This window comes from Ruegeria sp. HKCCD7255 (assembly GCF_013031565.1).
In the GTDB taxonomy this organism is placed as follows: Bacteria; Pseudomonadota; Alphaproteobacteria; order Rhodobacterales; family Rhodobacteraceae; genus Ruegeria.
On sequence record NZ_WQAG01000002.1, the window covers coordinates 123041 to 140937 of the forward strand.

Annotated in this window: 20 protein-coding genes; 9 read left to right on the forward strand and 11 right to left on the reverse strand. The window is 58.5% G+C overall.

All coding sequences use genetic code 11. The annotated features are described in order from the left end of the window. Window positions 1-34: 34 nt before the first annotated feature. Entirely contained in the window at window positions 35-1378 is a 1344-nt protein-coding gene (gene glmM, locus GOX45_RS04360; protein ID WP_171098390.1) for a phosphoglucosamine mutase, read from the forward strand. On the opposite strand, the gene GOX45_RS04365 is transcribed toward glmM, so the two are convergent. Next, window positions 1375-2277, reverse strand: a complete 903-nt coding sequence (locus GOX45_RS04365; RefSeq protein ID WP_171098391.1) for a DMT family transporter — start codon at window positions 2275-2277, stop codon at window positions 1375-1377. The genes glmM and GOX45_RS04365 overlap by 4 nt on opposite strands. Window positions 2278-2355: 78 nt before the next feature. On the opposite strand from GOX45_RS04365, the gene GOX45_RS04370 reads away from it, so the two are divergent. Together GOX45_RS04370 and GOX45_RS04375 are read left to right on the forward strand one after the other, a co-directional pair. Next, window positions 2356-2667 carry a helix-turn-helix transcriptional regulator gene (locus GOX45_RS04370; protein WP_171098393.1) on the forward strand — a complete coding sequence of 104 codons (312 nt, stop codon included), beginning with the start codon at window positions 2356-2358 and terminating at the stop codon, window positions 2665-2667. Next, window positions 2664-3119, forward strand: coding sequence for an SRPBCC domain-containing protein (locus tag GOX45_RS04375; RefSeq protein WP_171098395.1), 456 nt, complete (start codon window positions 2664-2666; stop codon window positions 3117-3119). The genes GOX45_RS04370 and GOX45_RS04375 overlap by 4 nt, the downstream gene beginning before the upstream one ends. Before the next feature lie 45 nt (window positions 3120-3164). On the opposite strand, the gene ilvC is transcribed toward GOX45_RS04375, so the two are convergent. Beyond that, window positions 3165-4187: a ketol-acid reductoisomerase gene (gene ilvC / locus GOX45_RS04380; RefSeq protein ID WP_171098396.1), complete on the reverse strand. Its 1023-nt coding sequence runs from the start codon at window positions 4185-4187 to the stop codon at window positions 3165-3167. 131 nt (window positions 4188-4318) lie between these two features. Here ilvC and GOX45_RS04385 point away from each other — a divergent pair, with 131 nt between their 5' ends. Together GOX45_RS04385 and GOX45_RS04390 are read left to right on the forward strand one after the other, a co-directional pair. Continuing rightward, window positions 4319-4774, forward strand: coding sequence for an Lrp/AsnC family transcriptional regulator (locus GOX45_RS04385; RefSeq protein WP_171098398.1), 456 nt, complete (start codon window positions 4319-4321; stop codon window positions 4772-4774). Beyond that, window positions 4771-5229, forward strand: a complete 459-nt coding sequence (locus GOX45_RS04390; RefSeq protein WP_171098400.1) for an Lrp/AsnC family transcriptional regulator — start codon at window positions 4771-4773, stop codon at window positions 5227-5229. The genes GOX45_RS04385 and GOX45_RS04390 overlap by 4 nt, the downstream gene beginning before the upstream one ends. Here the strand turns inward: GOX45_RS04390 and GOX45_RS04395 are convergent, their stop codons facing one another. Further along, the gene (locus GOX45_RS04395; protein ID WP_171098401.1) at window positions 5230-5931 is read right to left on the reverse strand and encodes a GntR family transcriptional regulator; all 702 of its coding nucleotides are present in this window, start codon (window positions 5929-5931) and stop codon (window positions 5230-5232) included. It lies immediately after the preceding gene. Between the two features lie 230 nt (window positions 5932-6161). Between GOX45_RS04395 and GOX45_RS04400 the strand changes: the two genes are divergently transcribed. Beyond that, window positions 6162-7289: an aminotransferase class V-fold PLP-dependent enzyme gene (locus tag GOX45_RS04400; RefSeq protein WP_171098403.1), complete on the forward strand. Its 1128-nt coding sequence runs from the start codon at window positions 6162-6164 to the stop codon at window positions 7287-7289. 10 nt (window positions 7290-7299) lie between these two features. On the opposite strand, the gene GOX45_RS04405 is transcribed toward GOX45_RS04400, so the two are convergent. The 3 genes from GOX45_RS04405 to GOX45_RS04415 all read right to left on the reverse strand — a co-directional run bounded on the left by GOX45_RS04405 (window position 7300) and on the right by GOX45_RS04415 (window position 9549). Then, the gene (locus tag GOX45_RS04405) at window positions 7300-8496 is read right to left on the reverse strand and encodes a UbiH/UbiF family hydroxylase (protein ID WP_171098405.1); all 1197 of its coding nucleotides are present in this window, start codon (window positions 8494-8496) and stop codon (window positions 7300-7302) included. Between the two features lie 72 nt (window positions 8497-8568). Beyond that, window positions 8569-8817, reverse strand: coding sequence for a hypothetical protein (locus tag GOX45_RS04410; protein WP_171098407.1), 249 nt, complete (start codon window positions 8815-8817; stop codon window positions 8569-8571). Window positions 8818-8904: 87 nt separating this feature from the next. Next, window positions 8905-9549, reverse strand: a complete 645-nt coding sequence (locus tag GOX45_RS04415; protein WP_171098409.1) for a pyrimidine 5'-nucleotidase — start codon at window positions 9547-9549, stop codon at window positions 8905-8907. A 100-nt stretch (window positions 9550-9649) separates the two neighbouring features. Here GOX45_RS04415 and GOX45_RS04420 point away from each other — a divergent pair, with 100 nt between their 5' ends. After that, a complete protein-coding gene (locus tag GOX45_RS04420) occupies window positions 9650-10297 on the forward strand; it encodes a GntR family transcriptional regulator (protein ID WP_171098411.1) in 648 nt (215 codons plus the stop codon). A gap of 2 nt (window positions 10298-10299) precedes the next feature. Here the strand turns inward: GOX45_RS04420 and GOX45_RS04425 are convergent, their stop codons facing one another. Continuing rightward, the gene (locus tag GOX45_RS04425) at window positions 10300-12171 is read right to left on the reverse strand and encodes a glycosyltransferase (RefSeq protein WP_171098412.1); all 1872 of its coding nucleotides are present in this window, start codon (window positions 12169-12171) and stop codon (window positions 10300-10302) included. 80 nt (window positions 12172-12251) lie between these two features. Beyond that, window positions 12252-13418: a glutamine-hydrolyzing carbamoyl-phosphate synthase small subunit gene (carA, locus tag GOX45_RS04430; protein WP_171098415.1), complete on the reverse strand. Its 1167-nt coding sequence runs from the start codon at window positions 13416-13418 to the stop codon at window positions 12252-12254. Window positions 13419-13602: 184 nt separating this feature from the next. Here carA and GOX45_RS04435 point away from each other — a divergent pair, with 184 nt between their 5' ends. After that, entirely contained in the window at window positions 13603-14088 is a 486-nt protein-coding gene (locus tag GOX45_RS04435) for a GatB/YqeY domain-containing protein (RefSeq protein WP_171098417.1), read from the forward strand. Between the two features lies 1 nt (window position 14089). On the opposite strand, the gene GOX45_RS04440 is transcribed toward GOX45_RS04435, so the two are convergent. The 3 genes from GOX45_RS04440 to ctaD form a co-directional block, all read right to left on the reverse strand. Then, window positions 14090-14581: a DUF2244 domain-containing protein gene (locus tag GOX45_RS04440; protein ID WP_171098419.1), complete on the reverse strand. Its 492-nt coding sequence runs from the start codon at window positions 14579-14581 to the stop codon at window positions 14090-14092. Between the two features lie 46 nt (window positions 14582-14627). Beyond that, on the reverse strand, window positions 14628-15227 hold the full coding sequence (locus GOX45_RS04445; RefSeq protein WP_171098421.1) for a 2-hydroxychromene-2-carboxylate isomerase: 600 nt from the start codon (window positions 15225-15227) through the stop codon (window positions 14628-14630). 125 nt (window positions 15228-15352) lie between these two features. Further along, on the reverse strand, window positions 15353-17011 hold the full coding sequence (gene ctaD / locus GOX45_RS04450; protein WP_171098423.1) for a cytochrome c oxidase subunit I: 1659 nt from the start codon (window positions 17009-17011) through the stop codon (window positions 15353-15355). A gap of 278 nt (window positions 17012-17289) precedes the next feature. Between ctaD and GOX45_RS04455 the strand changes: the two genes are divergently transcribed. After that, window positions 17290-17709 (forward strand): HIT family protein, encoded by a 420-nt coding sequence (locus GOX45_RS04455; protein ID WP_171098425.1) that lies wholly within the window; start codon window positions 17290-17292, stop codon window positions 17707-17709. Window positions 17710-17897 lie beyond the last annotated feature (188 nt).

Genomic DNA, 17897 nt, shown 5'->3' on the forward strand with positions numbered 1-17897 from the left:
TTCGGACGCAGGCAGGTGTTTCAGGAGAGTATTGATGCGTAAATTGTTCGGAACCGACGGGGTGCGTGGCACCGCGAACACGCATCCCATGACGGCCGAGATGGCCCTGCGCATCGGCGCGGCTGTGGGGCGATATTTCCGCCGCGATGCCTCGGGTGTGCATCGGGTGGTCATCGGTAAGGACACGCGGCTTTCGGGCTATATGCTGGAGAACGCTCTGACCGCCGGGCTAACCTCGACCGGGATGAATGTGTTGCTGTTGGGGCCGGTGCCGACACCAGCGGTCGGGCTGATGACCCGGTCCATGCGGGCCGACCTTGGGGTGATGATTTCGGCCAGCCACAACCCGGCAGAGGACAACGGCATCAAGTTTTTTGGCCCCGACGGGTATAAGCTGTCCGATCAGGCCGAACTAGAGATCGAGCGGCTGATCGAAGAGGGTGTCAAACCTGCTCAGGCGCAGAATATCGGGCGCGCGCGTCGGGTGGATGATGCGCGGTTTCGCTATGGCGAGCGGGTGAAATCATCCCTGCCGCGGGATGTGCGCCTGGACGGGCTGAAAGTGGTGATCGATTGTGCCAACGGTGCTGCACACCGTACCGCGCCTGAAGTCCTGTGGGAACTGGGTGCCGAGGTTATCCCGGTTGGCATTGCGCCGAACGGAAAGAATATCAACCTCGATTGTGGCTCGACCCATCCCGAATTTGCGGCTGAAACGGTTGTGGCCCATGGTGCGGATGTTGGGATCTGCCTGGATGGCGACGCAGACCGGGTGGTCATTGTCGACGAAACCGGTACCGTGGCAGATGGCGACCAGCTTATGGCCCTGCTGGCCTCGGCCTGGAGTAAGGCAGATCAGCTGAAGGGCGGGGCTTTGGTGGCCACCGTGATGTCCAATCTGGGGCTGGAGCGGCATCTAAGCGCGCAAGGTTTGCGTTTGGAGCGCACTGCCGTTGGTGACCGCTATGTGGTTGAGCGGATGCGCGAGGGCGGGTTCAACCTGGGCGGTGAGCAATCCGGCCACATCGTGATGAGCGATTATGCCACCACAGGCGACGGGCTGATGGCCGGGCTGCATTTCCTGGCGGAAATGGTTCTGTCCGAGAAAAAGGCCTCCGAGCTGTCGCGCCAGTTCGAAACCGTGCCTCAACTGCTCAAGAACGTGCGCTATGGTGAAGGGCAGGTGCCGCTGGAGGCTGACAGCGTCAAGTCTGCGATTGCGGAGGCTGAGGCGCAGCTGAACGGCAAAGGGCGTCTGCTGATCCGCAAGTCCGGGACCGAACCTTTGATCCGGGTGATGGCGGAATGCGAAGATGACGGTCTGTTGACGCAGGTGGTGAACGGAATCGTGGCCGAGGTTGAGGCCGCTGCGGGCTAAGCGCGGCTCAGCATTCGTTTCAGGCTGAACCACTGGCTGATGGCCATACCGGTGAGGATCAGCGCAAGCGCGCCGAAGAAGCGCAGGGGCAGGGCCTCGGACAGGATCCAGGCCCCGAACACCATCGACCAGACCGGAACCTGATAGTTCACAAGCGTCAGGAAAACCGAGCCAGCGCTGCGCGTGATGGATACCCGCAGCGACGTGGCAAAGGCGGTTGGTACAAGGCCCAAAACGAGCAAAGCAAGCGTTGGGCGGGGCCCTTGCCAGGTTGGTAGCCCCTCGGTCATCAGCAGGATCGGTATCAACACCACGGCACCGACAAGCAGCATCAGCGCAGCCAGAACCAGCGGGTCAATCGGTGGACACCGACGTGTCATGATCGACGAGCTGGCATAGCACAGGGCGGCGCAGATGCAGGCCAGTTGCGCAAGCGGCTCTGCACCTTGTCCCAATTGCGCCAGACCCGGCCCCATCAGCACCAGCGCGCCGGTAAAGCCAAGACAGACACCAATCAGGCGGCGCAGGTTCATCGGCTCATCCGAAAAGAAATGCGCAAGCGGCAGGACCATCAGCGGGATCGCGGCCATGGATAACCCGGCAAAGGCCGAAGGCACAAATTGTTGGCCCCAGCTGAGCAGCATGAACGGCACTGCGGTCGACAACAAGCCGATCAACACAATGGATGTCGCCAGAGCAGGTGTGAGCGTTGGAATGCGGCGGCCGGACAGTCGCATCAAAAGCAGCAATGTCACCGCTCCCAGGGTGGTACGCGCCGTGGCAACGGTGATCGGGCCATACCCCTCAAGTGCCATGGCCACGACCATGAAAGTTGCGCCCCATATGAGGCCCAAAGTGAAGACGCCGCTCCAGTCACGCTTTGAAGGTTGTTCAACCATTCCATCCCCTTATCTCGCAGGCCGACCGGTGTCACGAAGGGAATTTGACAAAGAGTAAGTTTATATTTACCGTAAGTTATGACTTACGAAAAAGCTCTGTCAGCCCTTGGGGATACCACACGCAGACACGTGTTCGAGGCGGTGGCGCGCAAGCCGCAATCAGTGGGGCAGATCGCAGCGGACATGCCTGTCAGCCGTCCTGCCGTGTCGCAGCACCTTCGCGTGTTGTCCGATGCGGGGCTGGTGATGTGTCAGGCTCAGGGCACGCGGCGCATCTACACGGCCTGTCCCGACGGGCTGGATGCGCTGCGGTCATGGCTTGATCGCTACTGGTCGGAGGTGATGAGCCGATTTGCGGATGAGGTAAATTCAGGGAAGGAAGACGCGTGACCGATCCTATTGTGAAGACTGTTGTTGTCAAAGCCGAGCCCGCGCGCGCCTTTGATATCTTTGTAAACCGTATCGCGAAATGGTGGCCTCTGGAGGGGCACGCGGTATCGGCGGCCCATAACCAGCCCGCGCTTGGAGTGACAATCGAACCTTGGGTCGGTGGGGCGGTCTATGAGACCATGTATGATGGCGACCGCGCAGAATGGGGTGAGGTTTTGGTCTATGAAGAGGGCCAGCGCATCGCATTCACATGGCATCCGGGGACAAATACGGATTACCCCACCCGTGTTGAAGTGAGTTTTGAAGCTCAAAACGACGCTGAGACCAAGGTGACGCTGACCCATTCAGGGTGGGAGGTCTGGGCAGCCGAGGCTGCGGACAAACGCAAAAATTATGACAGCGGCTGGGATTTTGTGCTGGGCGAGCGCTATGCGAACGCAGTTGCCAATTGAAAAGGGCGGCCCTGTTGGCCGCCCTTTCACCGACTGAAGTCAGGCTTAGTTCTTTTCTTTGTCGACCATTTTGCCAGCCGAGATCCAGGGCATCATGGCGCGCAGCTTAGCGCCTGTTTCCTCGATCATGTGCTCGTCATTGGCACGGCGCGACGCTTTGATGGTCGGCTGACCAACGGCGTTTTCCAGCATGAAGTCGCGGACGAACTTGCCTTGCTGGATGTCGTTCAGAACCTCTTTCATACGCGCTTTGGTCTCGTCGTATTTCAGGATACGCGGGCCGGTGACGTATTGGCCGTATTCGGCTGTGTTCGAGATCGAGTAATCCATGTTCGCGATGCCGCCTTCGTAGATCAGGTCAACGATCAGCTTCACTTCGTGCAGACACTCAAAATAGGCCATTTCGGGCGCATAGCCTGCCTCGATCAGAGTTTCAAAGCCGCAGCGGATCAGCTCTACCAGACCACCGCACAGAACAGCTTGCTCACCGAACAGGTCGGTTTCGCATTCTTCGCGGAAGTTGGTTTCGATGATGCCCGAGCGACCGCCACCGATGGCCGAGCAATAGGACAGGCCGATTTCCAGCGCTTTGCCAGTTGCGTCATTGTCAACGGCCACCAGGCAGGGCACGCCGCCGCCTTTGGTGTATTCGCCGCGCACAGTGTGGCCGGGGCCTTTGGGTGCCATCATGATGACGTCAACGCCTTCTTTCGGCTCGATCAGGCCGAAATGTACGTTCAGGCCGTGGGCGAATGCAATCGCGGCGCCCGGCTTGATGTTGTCATGGACATATTTCTTGTAGGTCTCTGCCTGCAATTCGTCGGGCATGGTGAACATGATCACGTCACACCACGCAGCAGCTTCGGCGATGCCCATCACCTCCAGACCTTCAGCTGCGGCTTTCTTGGCCGAAGGTGAGCCTTCGCGCAGGGCGATAACCAGGTTCTTCGCACCCGAGTCGCGCAGGTTCAGCGCGTGGGCATGGCCTTGGCTGCCATAGCCCAGGATGGCCACTTTTTTGTCTTTGATCAGGTTGATGTCGCAATCGCGATCGTAATAGACGCGCATTTCGCCGGTCCTTTCTGTTTCGATTGCTGTGCTTCTATCCTGCGGGATGAGTATTGGCGATAGGGTCTGGATTGAGTATTGAAGAAAAAGGTGAAGAATAATTCGCGAAATAAGAAGAACCTGAAGAAATCATGCTTGACGATATCGACAGGCGCATCCTGCGCATCTTTCAGGCCGAACCCAGCCTGACCACAGCCGAACTGGCCGAACGATGCCGGATCAGCGCGGGCGTGTGCTGGCGACGGATCGAGAAGATGCAGGCGGCGGGCATCATCGAGGGGCAAGAGGCGGTGATCGACTGGGCCGCATTGGGCTATGCGGTTGAGGTTTCCTTGCGGATCACGCTGGACAAGACGCAACCGCGCGCCTTTGACGAGTTTACCGAAGCCGCGCGGGACGTGTCGGAAGTGATCGAGATCCAGACCTTCCTGGGGCGTGTTGACGTGCGCCTGTCTGTGCTGGCGCGTGACATGACACATTATCAGCAAGTGTATCGTGATCGCATTCTGACCTTGCCGCATATCGCGGATATCGAGGCGCTGATGCATATCGCGCGTGTCAAACGCGACGAGGTGTTGCCGGTATGATCGAATTGGATGAGGTCGACCGCAAAATCCTGCGCGCGCTTGCACAGGATGCGACACAAAGCGCTGGTGCGTTGGGGCGCCGCTTTGGGCTGTCGCAGCCCGCAACCTGGCGGCGTATTCGCAGGTTGGAACAGGCCGGGGTGATCAAAGGGCGCAGGCTGCGTCTGAATGCCGAAGCGCTGGGGTTTGGGGTAACCGTGTTTCTGGGCGTCAAGCTTGGCCGCAAAGGGCAGATCAGCCTGGAAGATTTCGAACGCGCCGTGAGCGCCATCCCCGAGGTTCAGACCGTTGAGCACGTGTTGGGGCTCTATGATTACCGATTGCGGGTTGTGGCGCGGGATCTGGCCGATTTCGAGCGCGTCCTGCGCCGCCGGATCATGACACTGCCTGGTGCCGGCGACGTTGAGGCAAACGTTCTGCTCAGCGAAGAGCGCTTGCCGGGCCCGATCGGGTGATCAGTACTTCGACCGGATACAATACCCAGGATGATGGGTCAGGCGGGCGAACGTCATAGGCTGGCCGTCTTTCCACGTCGTGCGTTCCAATTGGATCATCGACGTTCCGGTCGTGGTGCCCATGAACTCGGCTAGGCGGCCATCGGCGGAAATGGCGGAAAAGGCGATTTCGGCTTCGGTAAAGGGGGCTGCGTTCAACAGCCATTCATGGGGGCCGGAATGGTTCAGATCCGCCGTTTCGATTTCAGGAACCGTTTCAATTACAACCCAGCGTTCTTCCAGCTGGAAGGGGCGGTTGTCCGCGTAATGCATGCAAACGATATGTAGAACGCGTGCGTCCGGATCGACATTCAACTGCGACGTCAGCCAGCGTGGGCTTGAAACCACATTCCGCTCGACCAGCGCATAGCGATAGTCCGAGTTCTGCTGTTCGACGGCCTGGCGCGCCAGGGAAATCTCAAGCTTGGCTTGTTTTCTGGGTTCTTTTTTGACCCGTGTGCCGCTTTTGCGTTTGCGTTCGACAAATCCCTGATCGGACAGTTCGCGCAAAGCCCGGTTGACTGTGGCGCGAGCGCAGCTGAACTCTTCGGCCAGCTGAGTTTCGGTCGGGAGTAAAGAACCTTGTGGCCAAACTCGGGTTTCGATCCGTCGTTTGACCTCGTCCCGCACAACTTGAAAACTGATCCGTCTTTGTTCAGTCACGAATTCAAGACCTCTTCTATTAAAAAGTGAGTGCATATGCTCAGAAACACGCAATGGTGTAAAGGGAGGGTGACTCTGTTTAGCGTCACTTCTTCTCGACTGTTCTGATTTGCTAGCACAAGAAACCGTAAATTTAGCGGTGACTTTACGGAGAAACGCAGCAGATTTGGAACGCTTTACCTTGCGTTCAACAGCGTGCAGAAAGGGGCAAGCCAAGGAAAGGACAAAGCATGCCCGCGCTATTGGATAATGTCGATCCCACCGGTCTGGAAGAGTTTTCGGTTGTCTTCACGGATCGCTCTCTCAACCACATGTCGCAAAATTTTCAACAGGTTATGCGCGATATCTCGTCCATGCTGCGCGAGGTTTATAATGCGGATGCAGTCGCCATCGTACCCGGAGGCGGCACCTACGGGATGGAAGCTGTCGCCCGCCAATTTGCCAAAGGAGCCAACGTCTTGGTGGTTCGCAATGGTTGGTTTTCCTACCGGTGGAGCCAAATTATCGAATCCGGCGGGTTAACGGCGTCGGCGACGGTGATGAAGGCACGTGAAACCGGCAATTCAAGCCCGTCTCCGTTTGCGCCCGCACCAATCGAAGAGGTGGTTGCAACAATTCGCGAGCAGCGCCCGGATATCGTATTCGCGCCGCATGTCGAAACTTCGGCCGGATTGATCCTGCCGGACGACTACGTGACACAAATGGCTGCAGCAGCACATGAGGTCGGCGCGTTGATGGTGCTGGATTGCATCGCCTCAGGCTGTGCCTGGGTGGACATGAAGGCAACCGGCGTAGACGTCCTGATCTCGGCCCCGCAAAAGGGGTGGAGCGCGTCTCCTTGTGCCGGTTTGGTTATGCTGTCCAAGCGAGCCGAGGCGCGGTTGGCCGAGACAACCTCGGACAGTTTTGCGGTGGATCTGAAAAAGTGGCGTCAGATCATGCAGGCCTATGAAGATGGCGGCCATGCCTACCACGCCACGATGCCAACCGATGCGCTGCGCGCCTTTCGCGACACGATGCAGGAAACCCGCACTTACGGGTTCGAAAAGCTGCGTCAAGCCCAGTGGGCCTTGGGCGATGGCGTGCGGGCGATGCTGCGCGAAAAAGGGATCGTTTCGGTCGCGGCAGATGGATTTGGCGCGCCGGGCGTCGTGGTCAGCTATACAGCGGATCCCGAGGTGCAGAACGGTAAGAAATTCGCAGCTTTGGGCATGCAGATCGCAGCAGGCGTGCCGTTGCAATGTGATGAGCCCGCAGGGTTCAGCACGTTCCGCCTTGGCCTGTTTGGTCTGGACAAGCTGTATGATGTCGATGGCACCATTGCCCGGCTAAAGCGGGTGCTGGATCAGGTTCTGTAAGGGCAGCGCCTCAGCGCATTCCAAGACCCATTTGCATCAGCGTTTTGCGCACCGGTGGCAGGGAATAAAGTGCATTCAGACCTATCGCCCGCGCATCACGCAACGGACGCGCCTCGATCATCGAGGCGCGGTTCAACAGATCGATACCTTTGACGCGCAGCTCGATCTCGGAATGGCGGGCTTTGTGATACGCGTCCAGCATGGCTGCATCGCCCAGCCCCTCGGGGCGGGCCTGCGCCAATTCCAGCAGACAGCGCAGATCGCCCAGGGACATATTCAGCCCCTGTGCACCGATAGGCGGGACCACATGCGCCGCTTCGGCCATCAGGGCCACCCGTTCGCCGGACAACCGTTCAGCCGATTGGCTGATGATCGGCCAGATTGTGCGCCGCGAGGCCAGTTTCAGTGGTCCGAACAATCCGCAGGATCGTTCGGTCATCGCCGCCTCGAAGGCCTCTGGTTCCAGGTTCAACAGTTCCACTGCACGGGGGCCACGTTCCATCCAGACAATCGCGGAGGACGGCTGTCCTTGCCAGTCTGGCAGGGGCACAAGGGTAAACGGCCCGCCTGAGCGGTGGATCTCGGTCGAGACATTGTCATGCGGGATCGGGTGTGTGACCGCAAAGGCCAGCGCTTTCTGGCCATAGCGCGTGGTGCGGGTGGCGATCCCGGCGGCTTCGCGCATGGGCGAGTTTCGCCCGTCAGCAGCAATGACCAGTTTGCAGTGGATGCGGCTTCCCTCGCTTAGGCCGACGCGCGCCTCATTGATGCGGGTGAACAGGTTGACTGTGCCTGTGCCGGGGCGAAAATCCACATTGGGCAGATCGGCCAGCCGGGCCACCATCTCGCGCCGCAAGAGCCAGTTGGGCAGGTTCCATCCAAAGGGCTTGTCCGAGACATCCGAAGCATTGAAATCGCGTACCACGCGGGGTTCCGGCACATCACCGCCCGCATCCACGATCCGCATGATCTGCAAGGGCGCGGCATCGGCGGCCAGACGGTCCCAAAGCCCGCAGTGTTCAAGCAGGGTTTGGGCAGGTTGCAGAAAGGCGGTGCTGCGCAGGTCTGACCCGTCCACATCGCGTTCGGTGATCGGAGGGGTCGGATCGACGCATATAACGTCAAAGCCAGCCGTGCCAAAGGCTGCCGCGGCTGTCAGGCCTGCGATTCCGCCGCCAGAAATAAGGATGTCACAGCTGTCACTCATGGGCATGTCTCCGTTCCCGCAGACCTTAGTGCCGCCGGGTAGGGCGTGCCAAGCGACATCCTGTCTCGTGCGTCATCCGCGTGAGATGAGGACCAGGATCAGAAACATCAACGGCACCATCAGAAGCGCGGGAATATAGAGCCCGGGCAGACCGAACAACAGGATCGCACAACCCCACATGCTAAAGATCGCTGCGGCGGTGTAATACAGATCCTCGGGCTGTGCATTGGCGGCATCCCGGGCCATCCAGCCAAACAGGGGCACTGCAAACAAAACGCGCTGCCACAAGGGCAAGCGCTGCGGCATCTCTAGCGCGGTCATTGGGATCTCCGATTCTGTTCGTCGCTAGGCTGGATATGGGGCGAATGCTGCGCCCGCGAAACGCACAGATCGTCGCAGTGTGACAGCCTATCGCAGGCGGCCCAAAAACGCGGTCAGGTCATCGGTGTGGTGATGAATATGGTCGGCCTCATGCGGGTCAGGCGCGACGTGCACGGTGCGCATTCCCATCTGATGCGGGGCGGCAAGATTGCGGGGGTCATCCTCGAACATCGCGGCCTTTTGCGCCTCGATTCCGTCCTGCGCAAAGATCGCCTCAAACGCGGCTTTTTCTGGCTTGGGGCGATAGCCCGCATGTTCGACACCATAGATCGCGTCAAACAGCCCATCCAGCCCGCGCGCCGCCAAAACACGCTCGGCATAGGGCGCTGAGCCGTTAGTATACACAATGCGACGCCCGGGCAGAGCGCGGATATGGCCGGCCAAGGTGGCGTCGGGCTCCATATGGCTCATGTCTACCTGATGCACCGCATGCAGATAGGGATCAGGATCCAGATCATGTTCTGCCATCAGCCCAGCCAGCGTGGTGCCGTATTCGCGCCAGTAATGCGACCGCAGCCTATCGGCCTCGGGGCGGTCGACGCCGATGGCCTGCACCACGTAATCGGTCATCAGCACCTCGATCTGATCGAACAGGCGCATATGCGGTGGGTAGAGCGTATTGTCGAGGTCGAACACCCATTGGGTGACATGAGAAAAAGCCGGTTTCACCATAGTTCGGGTTTAGGCCGACCGCCCGGTGTTTTCAATGCCACCCTTGATTGCCGCCCCTTGGGACGGATAGACAGGTTCGAACGAATGAATGGAAGTTGTGATGCCCCAGTCGAGACAGTCCAACAAGGACGCCTATGCTTTGATCCTCGAAGCCATTGATGTCGGTGTCTATAAACCGGGCGACCGTCTGGTCGAAAGCGAGCTGGCAGAACGGTTTGGCGTGTCGCGCACCCCGATCCGAGAGGCGTTGCAGCGGCTTGAGACGCAATCGCTGCTGGAACGTGATGGCCGGTCGCTGATCGTTGCCTCGCTGGATCACAACCAGATGGCCGAGCTTTACGTGGTGCGAAGCGAGTTGGAAGGGCTGGCCGCCGGGCTGGCCGCGCGTCATGCGACCGCCGAAGAGATCAAAGTGTTGCAGGATATGGTTACTGAGGACGCCGCACTGGTGGGGGATCCACCTGCGTTGTCACGGGCGAACCGCCGGTTTCATGAACAGATCCATCTGGCCTCGCACAACCGGTATCTGGTGCAGCAACTGGATCTGGTGCATCGCAGTATGGCGCTGATGGCCACCACATCGCTGGCGGTGCAGGGGCGCGGCGAGATCGCATTGCGAGAGCACAAGGCCATCGTAGACGCCATCGCTGCCCGCGACGAAGAGGGTGCGGCGCGCGCGCTGAAAGACCACATTTCGGATGCCTTCATGACGCGGCTAAAACAAGATGCGGTTGATCGCGAAAAATAGCATCAGCTGACCGGAGATTCCTCTGACGCATGTCCATGTTGCGTCTTGTCCCAAAAGAACGGTTTTACCATCAATTCCCAAAGGCCTTTATAGGCGGCCAGTACACCCAACGTGTAATAAAGGATCATGGTGGGGACCCAAGGGATCAAGAAACGCCGTTGACCTGCGACAACGCCCAACGCTCCGGCTGCGATGTTTGTCAATTCGGCCAATAGAAACAGCCCGAAAAACACCGGCAACACAGCGGGGCTTGCAACCGTTTCAAACGGGTGCGCCATCCCCAAAGCCGAAAGCCAAAACACCCAAAGCACTGGGGCCAAAAGAAACTGTCCAACCGTTCCCAAAAAGAAGGCCTGAACCCCCAGAAATTTGCGCCAACCAAGCTCTTGCAGTAGTTTTTTGGGTGACCGCATATGCACCAGATAGGTGACCATGAAGCCCTTGAGCCAGCGTGAACGCTGTTTGACCCAGGGCCAGGCGCGGAAATTGGCCTCTTCATAGGTGGTGGTTTCCACAATCTCGGTCCGGTATCCGGCGCGGCAGAGCCTGACGCCCAGATCAGCATCCTCGGTCACGTTGTGAGCATCCCACCCGCGCAGCTTCAGCAGCTTGTCGCGCTTGAAAAAGAATGTGGTGCCCCCCAACGGTACCACCAGCCCAAGCTTGGCGATCCCCGGCAGGATCACCCGAAACCAACTGCTGTATTCAATGGTAAAACAGCGCGACCGCCAATTGGTGCGGGGGTTGTAGTAATCGAGCATGCCTTGCAGGCAGACCACATCCTCGGACGCCTGGGCAAAGCGGCGCACAACGGTTTCGATCTGGTTGGGGACAGGCGCGTCCTCGGCATCCCAAACCCCGAGGATCTCACCCCGGCAGAAATCCAGCGCATAGTTCATCGCGCGCGGTTTGGTCGTAAGCTTACCCAGCTCGGGCACCTCGACCGTTCGGATCCAATTTGGGAGCAGAACGTTGCCGAGAGTGGCGCGGGTCACCTCGTCGCGCTCTTCCAGCACCAGAACCACATCCAGCAGTGCTTTGGGATAGGTTAGCCGCGACAAGCGTTGGACCAGGGCCGTCGCAATCTCACGCTCTTTATAAAGCGGGACCATGATCGATACGGTGGGCAGGCGAATGAAAGGTCGTTTTTCCGGCTCAGGTTCAGGCTCATATCGCAGCAGGTAGGTCATAAGCCCCACCAGTCTGAACATCATGAACAGACATAGCGTCAGAATGGCCGCACCCAACAGCAGAGCTAGCCCCAGTTGAGGCAGGGAAAAACAACCTGCGCCCAGGGCGGCCAGTGCAATCACGGGCCGGATGCGGGACCGCGCAGTCCAGTTGCGACAACTATGGGCGGGCCTGACCCGCGCCGCTGCCTTGCGGGCGAGATCTTTTTCATAAAGCCTGCGAATATTCGTCTCGATCTGGTTTGGGTCCGCCAAGACCGGGACAACGCTATGTCCCTTTTTGCGCAACGCTTTGGACGCCTTTTTGAACAGGTCTGGGCGAGCGGTTGCGATCAGCAGTACGGGGCCCATACGCATCCAGGGTATGAGGTTATGTTCCAGCCAGAACCCGACTGGCATGACATCGCACAGGTTAGCATCGGCCGGGGTCTGTTCCAGATCAGCAATCTGCAACCCGCTTTGATGGGATAAGGCGGCCATAACTTCTTCGCGCGCGGCCCAGCCTTCGCCAACAAGGATTTCACCCAAGGGTGCTTTCAGGCGCGTTTGCAAATGTAGCGCCTTTGCAAGTTGGCCGGGTGTGATGACACCCAGTTCGACCAGAAAGGCACCGATCGGCTTGCGTTTGTCCAGGGCCGGGACCGGGGTCGCGCGTGCGAGATGCTGGAGATTTAACTCAACCATAAAAAAAGACCCTGCCGGTTTAACCTTCGGCAGGGTGCTTACTTAGGGTTAACAGCGGGTTAACAGAAACGAATCAGCTGTTAGACTGTCTCTTTCCGGGCTGCCATTGCAGCGGCAAACCGTTCGAACAGATAGAAACTGTCCTGCGGTCCGGGCGAAGCCTCGGGGTGGTATTGCACGGAATAGACCGGGCGGTCCGACATGCGGATGCCACAGTTGGAACCGTCAAACAGCGACCTGTGGGTTTCCACTACCCCATCGGGCAGAGATTGTGCGTCCACTGCAAAGCCATGGTTCATCGAGGTGATCTCGACCTTGCCGGTTTCCAGATCCTTGACGGGGTGATTGGCACCATGGTGGCCGTGGTTCATCTTGACGGTCTGTCCACCCAGAGCCAGGGCCAGCATCTGATGCCCCAGACAGATGCCAAAGACAGGCAGATCGGTTGTGTCCAAGATCTCTTTGATCATGGGTACCGCGTATTCACCGGTTGCCGCCGGATCGCCCGGGCCGTTGGACAGGAACACACCGTCGGGCTCATAAGCCAGTACATCGGCCGCCGTAGCTGTCGCCGGAAGAACGGTTACGTCGCACCCGGCAGAGGCCAGGCAGCGCAAAATGTTGCGCTTGGCGCCGAAATCCAAAGCGACGACCTTGTGCACAGGCGCTTCCTGCCGCTGATAGCCCTCGGGCCAGGCCCACCGCATTTCGTCCCAGCGATAGCTTTGGGCGCAGGTCACATCCTTGGCCAGATCCATGCCTTCGAGCCCGGCAAAGCCCCGTGCCGCAGCCACCAGCGCCTCGATATCGAAGTTGCCCTCGGGATCGTGGGCCAAAGCCACATGCGGTGCGCCTTGCTGCCGGATTGCCCGCGTCAGACGACGGGTGTCGACGCCGCCAATGGCAATCCGCCCGCGCCGTGCCAGCCAGGTCTTCAATTCTTCGGCAGCGCGCCAGTTTGACGGCTCGGTCGGATCCCATTTGACAACCATACCGTCCGCGACCGGATCACCGGTCTCATCATCTTCAGGGTTTACGCCGACATTGCCGATATGTGGGAAGGTAAAGGTCACGATCTGGCCCGCATAAGACGGATCGGTCATAATCTCTTGGTACCCGGTCATCGCGGTGTTGAAGCAGAGCTCGGCCTCGGTCTGACCTGTGGCACCAAATCCAATTCCGTAAAAGAGCGTTCCATCTGCCAATGCCAGACATGCTGTGGGCTTGGACGGGGCGTTCTGTGCCATGGCGCGACTCTCCTATATGGTAAACCGGCGCATACCTAAGGGGGATAAGCCTTTGGGTCAAGCCTGTTCAAATTTTGGGCTATTGTTGAAAAACAATGACTTAGCTATATCCGTCTACCATTGTGCCCGCCTTTTTGTTTCGATATGGTCGGGGTTCATTTTGCCATGGGGATGGACAAACCAAATGGACATGCGATCAAGGGTAACTGCAGCCCTAAAGCAAGCTATGAAAGACAAAGAAGCCGAGCGTCTGTCGACGCTTCGCCTGATCAATGCCGCGATCAAGGATCGCGATATTGCTGCGCGGGCATCCGACAATGAAGAGGTCAAAGGGTGTGGCGATGCGGAGGTTCTTGAAATCCTTGGTAAAATGACCAAGCAACGCAAGGAAAGTGCGCGTGCCTATGAAGAGGGCGGACGTCTGGATCTGGCCGAGCGTGAATTGCGCGAGGTCGAAGTGATTGAAGAGTTCCTGCCCAAGCAACTGGATGAAGACGAGGTTTCAAGCGCGATTCAAACTGCGATCACGGCCACGGGCGCGGGCTCAATCCGCGATATGGGCAAGGTCATGGGCGAGTTGAAAACGCGCTATACCGGTCAGATGGACTTTGGCAAAGTCGGCCCGATGGTCAAAGATCACTTGTGCGCCGCTTCCAGCAACGGGTGCTGACCTACTGCGCGGCCCCGTCGCGCAGTTTCACCGTCAATTCGTCATAAAGAGCGATCCGTTCTTCTTCGGATAAAAACGCTCCGATCTCGACCTCGCGTCCCTCTCCGATGAGGGTGACGTAATGCGGGACCGGTCCGCCTTTGGCATGCATCTCGGGCCGTGCCCAATAGCGGTTGCAAGTCCAGATCTGATCACCTTTGCGCGGATTATGATGGACCAGACGCGCCTGCGTCCCGCTGAGCGTCAGGACTTCGGAAATGCTGCGCGCGCGATAGTTCGTTTCGATCGCCAACCACAGACCCAGCACGGTGATCAGCAGGAACGGTAATAACCCCCACAATATGGCAGAGCCCAGCATCGCCAGCACCGGGATCAGGCCAAACAGAAACACACCCATGACAACGCCCATCGCCCCGCGTGGGGGCAGAGAGTTATGCGGCCAGAGACGCAGCTCTTGCTCGGTTTCAGACATGGTGTTCCAATGGTACGGCATGGGTGCAGAGATAAACCAGATCAGGCCAAAGTCTAAGGGCTTATCGTCACATCACATGGCCGACACGGGCCCAGGACAGGGCGTCATCCAGCCGATCATCACCCCAGAACACTTCGCCTTGCACAACAAAGCTGGGCGCCCCGAAAACGCCAAGCTTCACGGCTGTTTCGGTCTGCTCGACCAGGGCCTGCTCCATGTCTGCAGCGCGGGCCCTGGCCAGGACAAGCCGAGGGTCCTGTTGCGTGCGGTGCAGAGCCTCGGTCAGAGCGGCCTCGGATCCAGCCTCGACCCCATCTTCGAACCACAGCCGATATAGCGTCTGGGTAAAGCTCTTACCCCAGCCTTCGCTCATCCCCAGCAAGGCGACTTGATTGGCGAGTTGTAGATCAGAGATCGGGTAAGGTGCGGGCAGGCTGGCATGGATGTGGTACTTTGCCGCCCGCCGTTCGATATCGCGCCACATATAGGCAGACTTCACGGGTTTACCCGCAAAGGGAACGTTCTGCTGCGCGGTCATTACGGTGCGCACGTTGAACGGTCGCCAATTCACGGATGCGTTGTTCTCTGCGCACCACTCATCCAGCCGAGAAATCGTCAGAAAGCTGTAGGTGCTGCCGATCGAGTACCAGAAGTCGAACTCAGCCATTCCAGAGCCTCCGTTCTGTTGGGGGCTCCATCATAGCCCAGAAACGCGCAATTGGCGAATGCGTGATTGCGGGCAAAGAAAAAACCCCGCCACTTGGGCGGGGTTTCAATTGGGTCAGATCGGGATCAGTGCGCGTGGCCTTTGTCCCAGTCTTCCTGCTTGGGCAGCTGCTCGAACGTGTGTTCGGGCGGCGGCGAGGGCAGGGTCCATTCCAGCGTATCCGCGTATTCATTCCAATAGTTGTTCTGGGTCACACGTGCGCCACGGAACAGAGCGTAGAACACTATGCCGAAGAACAGCAGGAACGAGGCGAAGGACACAAATGCGCCGATTGAGGATACAAAGTTCCACTGCGCAAAGGCCTCGGGGTAGTCGATATACCGACGCGGCATGCCCTGACGGCCCAGGAAGTGCTGAGGGAAGAATGTCAGGTTGGCGCCGATGAAGAACATCCAGAAGTGGATCTTGCCCCAGAACTCGGAATATTGACGCCCTGTCATCTTGCCGAAGTAGAAGTAGACCCCGGCAAAGATCGCAAACACGGCCCCCAAGCTCATCACATAGTGGAAGTGCGCGACCACATAGTAGGTGTCGTGATAGGCGCGGTCGATACCGGCCTGCGACAGAACCACACCGGTCACACCACCAACGGTGAACAGGAACAGGAAGCCAAAGGCAAACAGCATCGGAGTTTTGAACTCGATGGACCCGCCCCACATGGTGGCAATCCACGAGAAGACCTTAACGCCGGTTGGTACCGCGATGACCATCGTGGCCAGCATGAAGTAGGCCTGCTGACGCAGCGACATGCCAACTGTGTACATGTGGTGCGCCCACACGACAAAGCCCAGCACACCGATTGCGATGATCGCCCAGACCATCGGCAGATAGCCAAAGATCGGCTTGCGCGAGAAGGTGGCGATCACGTGGCTGATGATGCCAAAGCCGGGCAGGATCACGATATACACTTCCGGGTGGCCGAAGAACCACAGTATGTGCTGATACAGGATCGGGTCACCACCACCGGCCGGATCAAAGAAGGTGAAGCCAAAGTTGCGGTCCATCAGCAGCATGGTGATCGCGCCCGCCAGAACCGGCAGAGACAACAGAATCAGCCACGATGTGACGAAGATCGACCAGCTGAACAGCGGCACTTTGAACAAGGTCATGCCCGGGGCACGCATGTTCAGGAACGTGGTGATCATGTTGATCGCGCCGAGGATCGAGGAGGCGCCCGATACGTGCACGGCGAAGATCGCAAGGTCCATGGACATGCCGCCTTCGGTTGTCGAAAGCGGCGGGTACAGAACCCAACCCACGCCCGACCCAAGCTGGTCATTGCCACCGGGGCTGAGCAGCGAGGCCACGCCCAAAGAGGTGCCTGCGACATAAAGCCAGAAGGACAGGTTGTTCATCCGCGGGAACGCCATATCCGGCGCGCCGATCTGCAACGGCATGAAATAGTTGCCAAATCCGCCAAACAGGGCCGGGATGACAACAAAGAACATCATAAGAACACCGTGATAAGTGATCATCACGTTCCACAGATGTCCGTTGGGGGTACAAGGATCGGCCATGAAGCCTTCGAGGCACATATACTGTACACCGGGGTGCATCAGCTCAAGCCGCATGTAAACGGTCATCGCCACCGAGATGAACCCGGCAATCGCCGAGAAGATCAGGTAGAGAATCCCGATGTCCTTGTGGTTGGTCGACATGAACCAGCGCTGAAAGAACGAGCGCTCGTCTTCATGATCATGACCGTGAATGGCTGCGTCTGCCATTATGGGTGCCTCCTGTTGCAACGACACCGCGCAGCCAGACCTCTCCGGCGCGCGGGTTTCCCGGTGGTTTTAGATTGCGAAGGGGCGACCTTCAATGGTCGAGTTTGATCTGAATCAAGAATAATTGTCGCGGGGCAGGGCCGCAGGCTTGCGATCCCTTCCAATCTGGGGAAGAGAAGTCGGATTTCAAGCACGGCACGACATCTCTGTATTTGTTCCTTGACCGTGGGTTTCATGGACCTCAGAAAAAGAAGCAACAGAACGACCGGAGATCGTCGATGACCGCATATGACCCCGAAAACATCTTTGCCAAGATTCTACGAGGCGAAATCCCCTCGACCCGCGTTTACGAAGATGATGACACGCTTGCCTTCATGGACATCATGCCGCGCACCGACGGGCATCTGCTGGTCATTCCCAAGACACCGTGTCGAAACCTTCTGGACGCAAGCCCCGAACAGTTGGCAGCGGTCATGGCAACAACGAAGAAAATGGCTTTGGCGGTAAAAGCGGCCTTTGGCGCTGATGGGGTCACCATCCAACAGTTCAACGAAGCCGCAGGCGGGCAGGAGGTCTTTCACCTGCATTTCCATGTCTTGCCGCGTCACGAGGGCATGCCGATGCGCCCACCTGGAAATATGGGAGACATGGACGCCATAGCGAGTCATGCCGAGAAAATCCGTGCGGCGCTGAACTAACGCTTCGCTCCGTCCCAAAATTCGTTGCAAAGTTGGCGCGCAGGTCAGGTTTCTCAATGCAACGGGAACGTGGCAGAAAAACTGTCCTGTAAAAGAAAAGTGCCGTTCCGATATGGGGTCGGAACGGCACACTCGTACTCACAACACATCTCGGATCTCGTTGGGTTTTGCCCTCGATCACCGGTAAC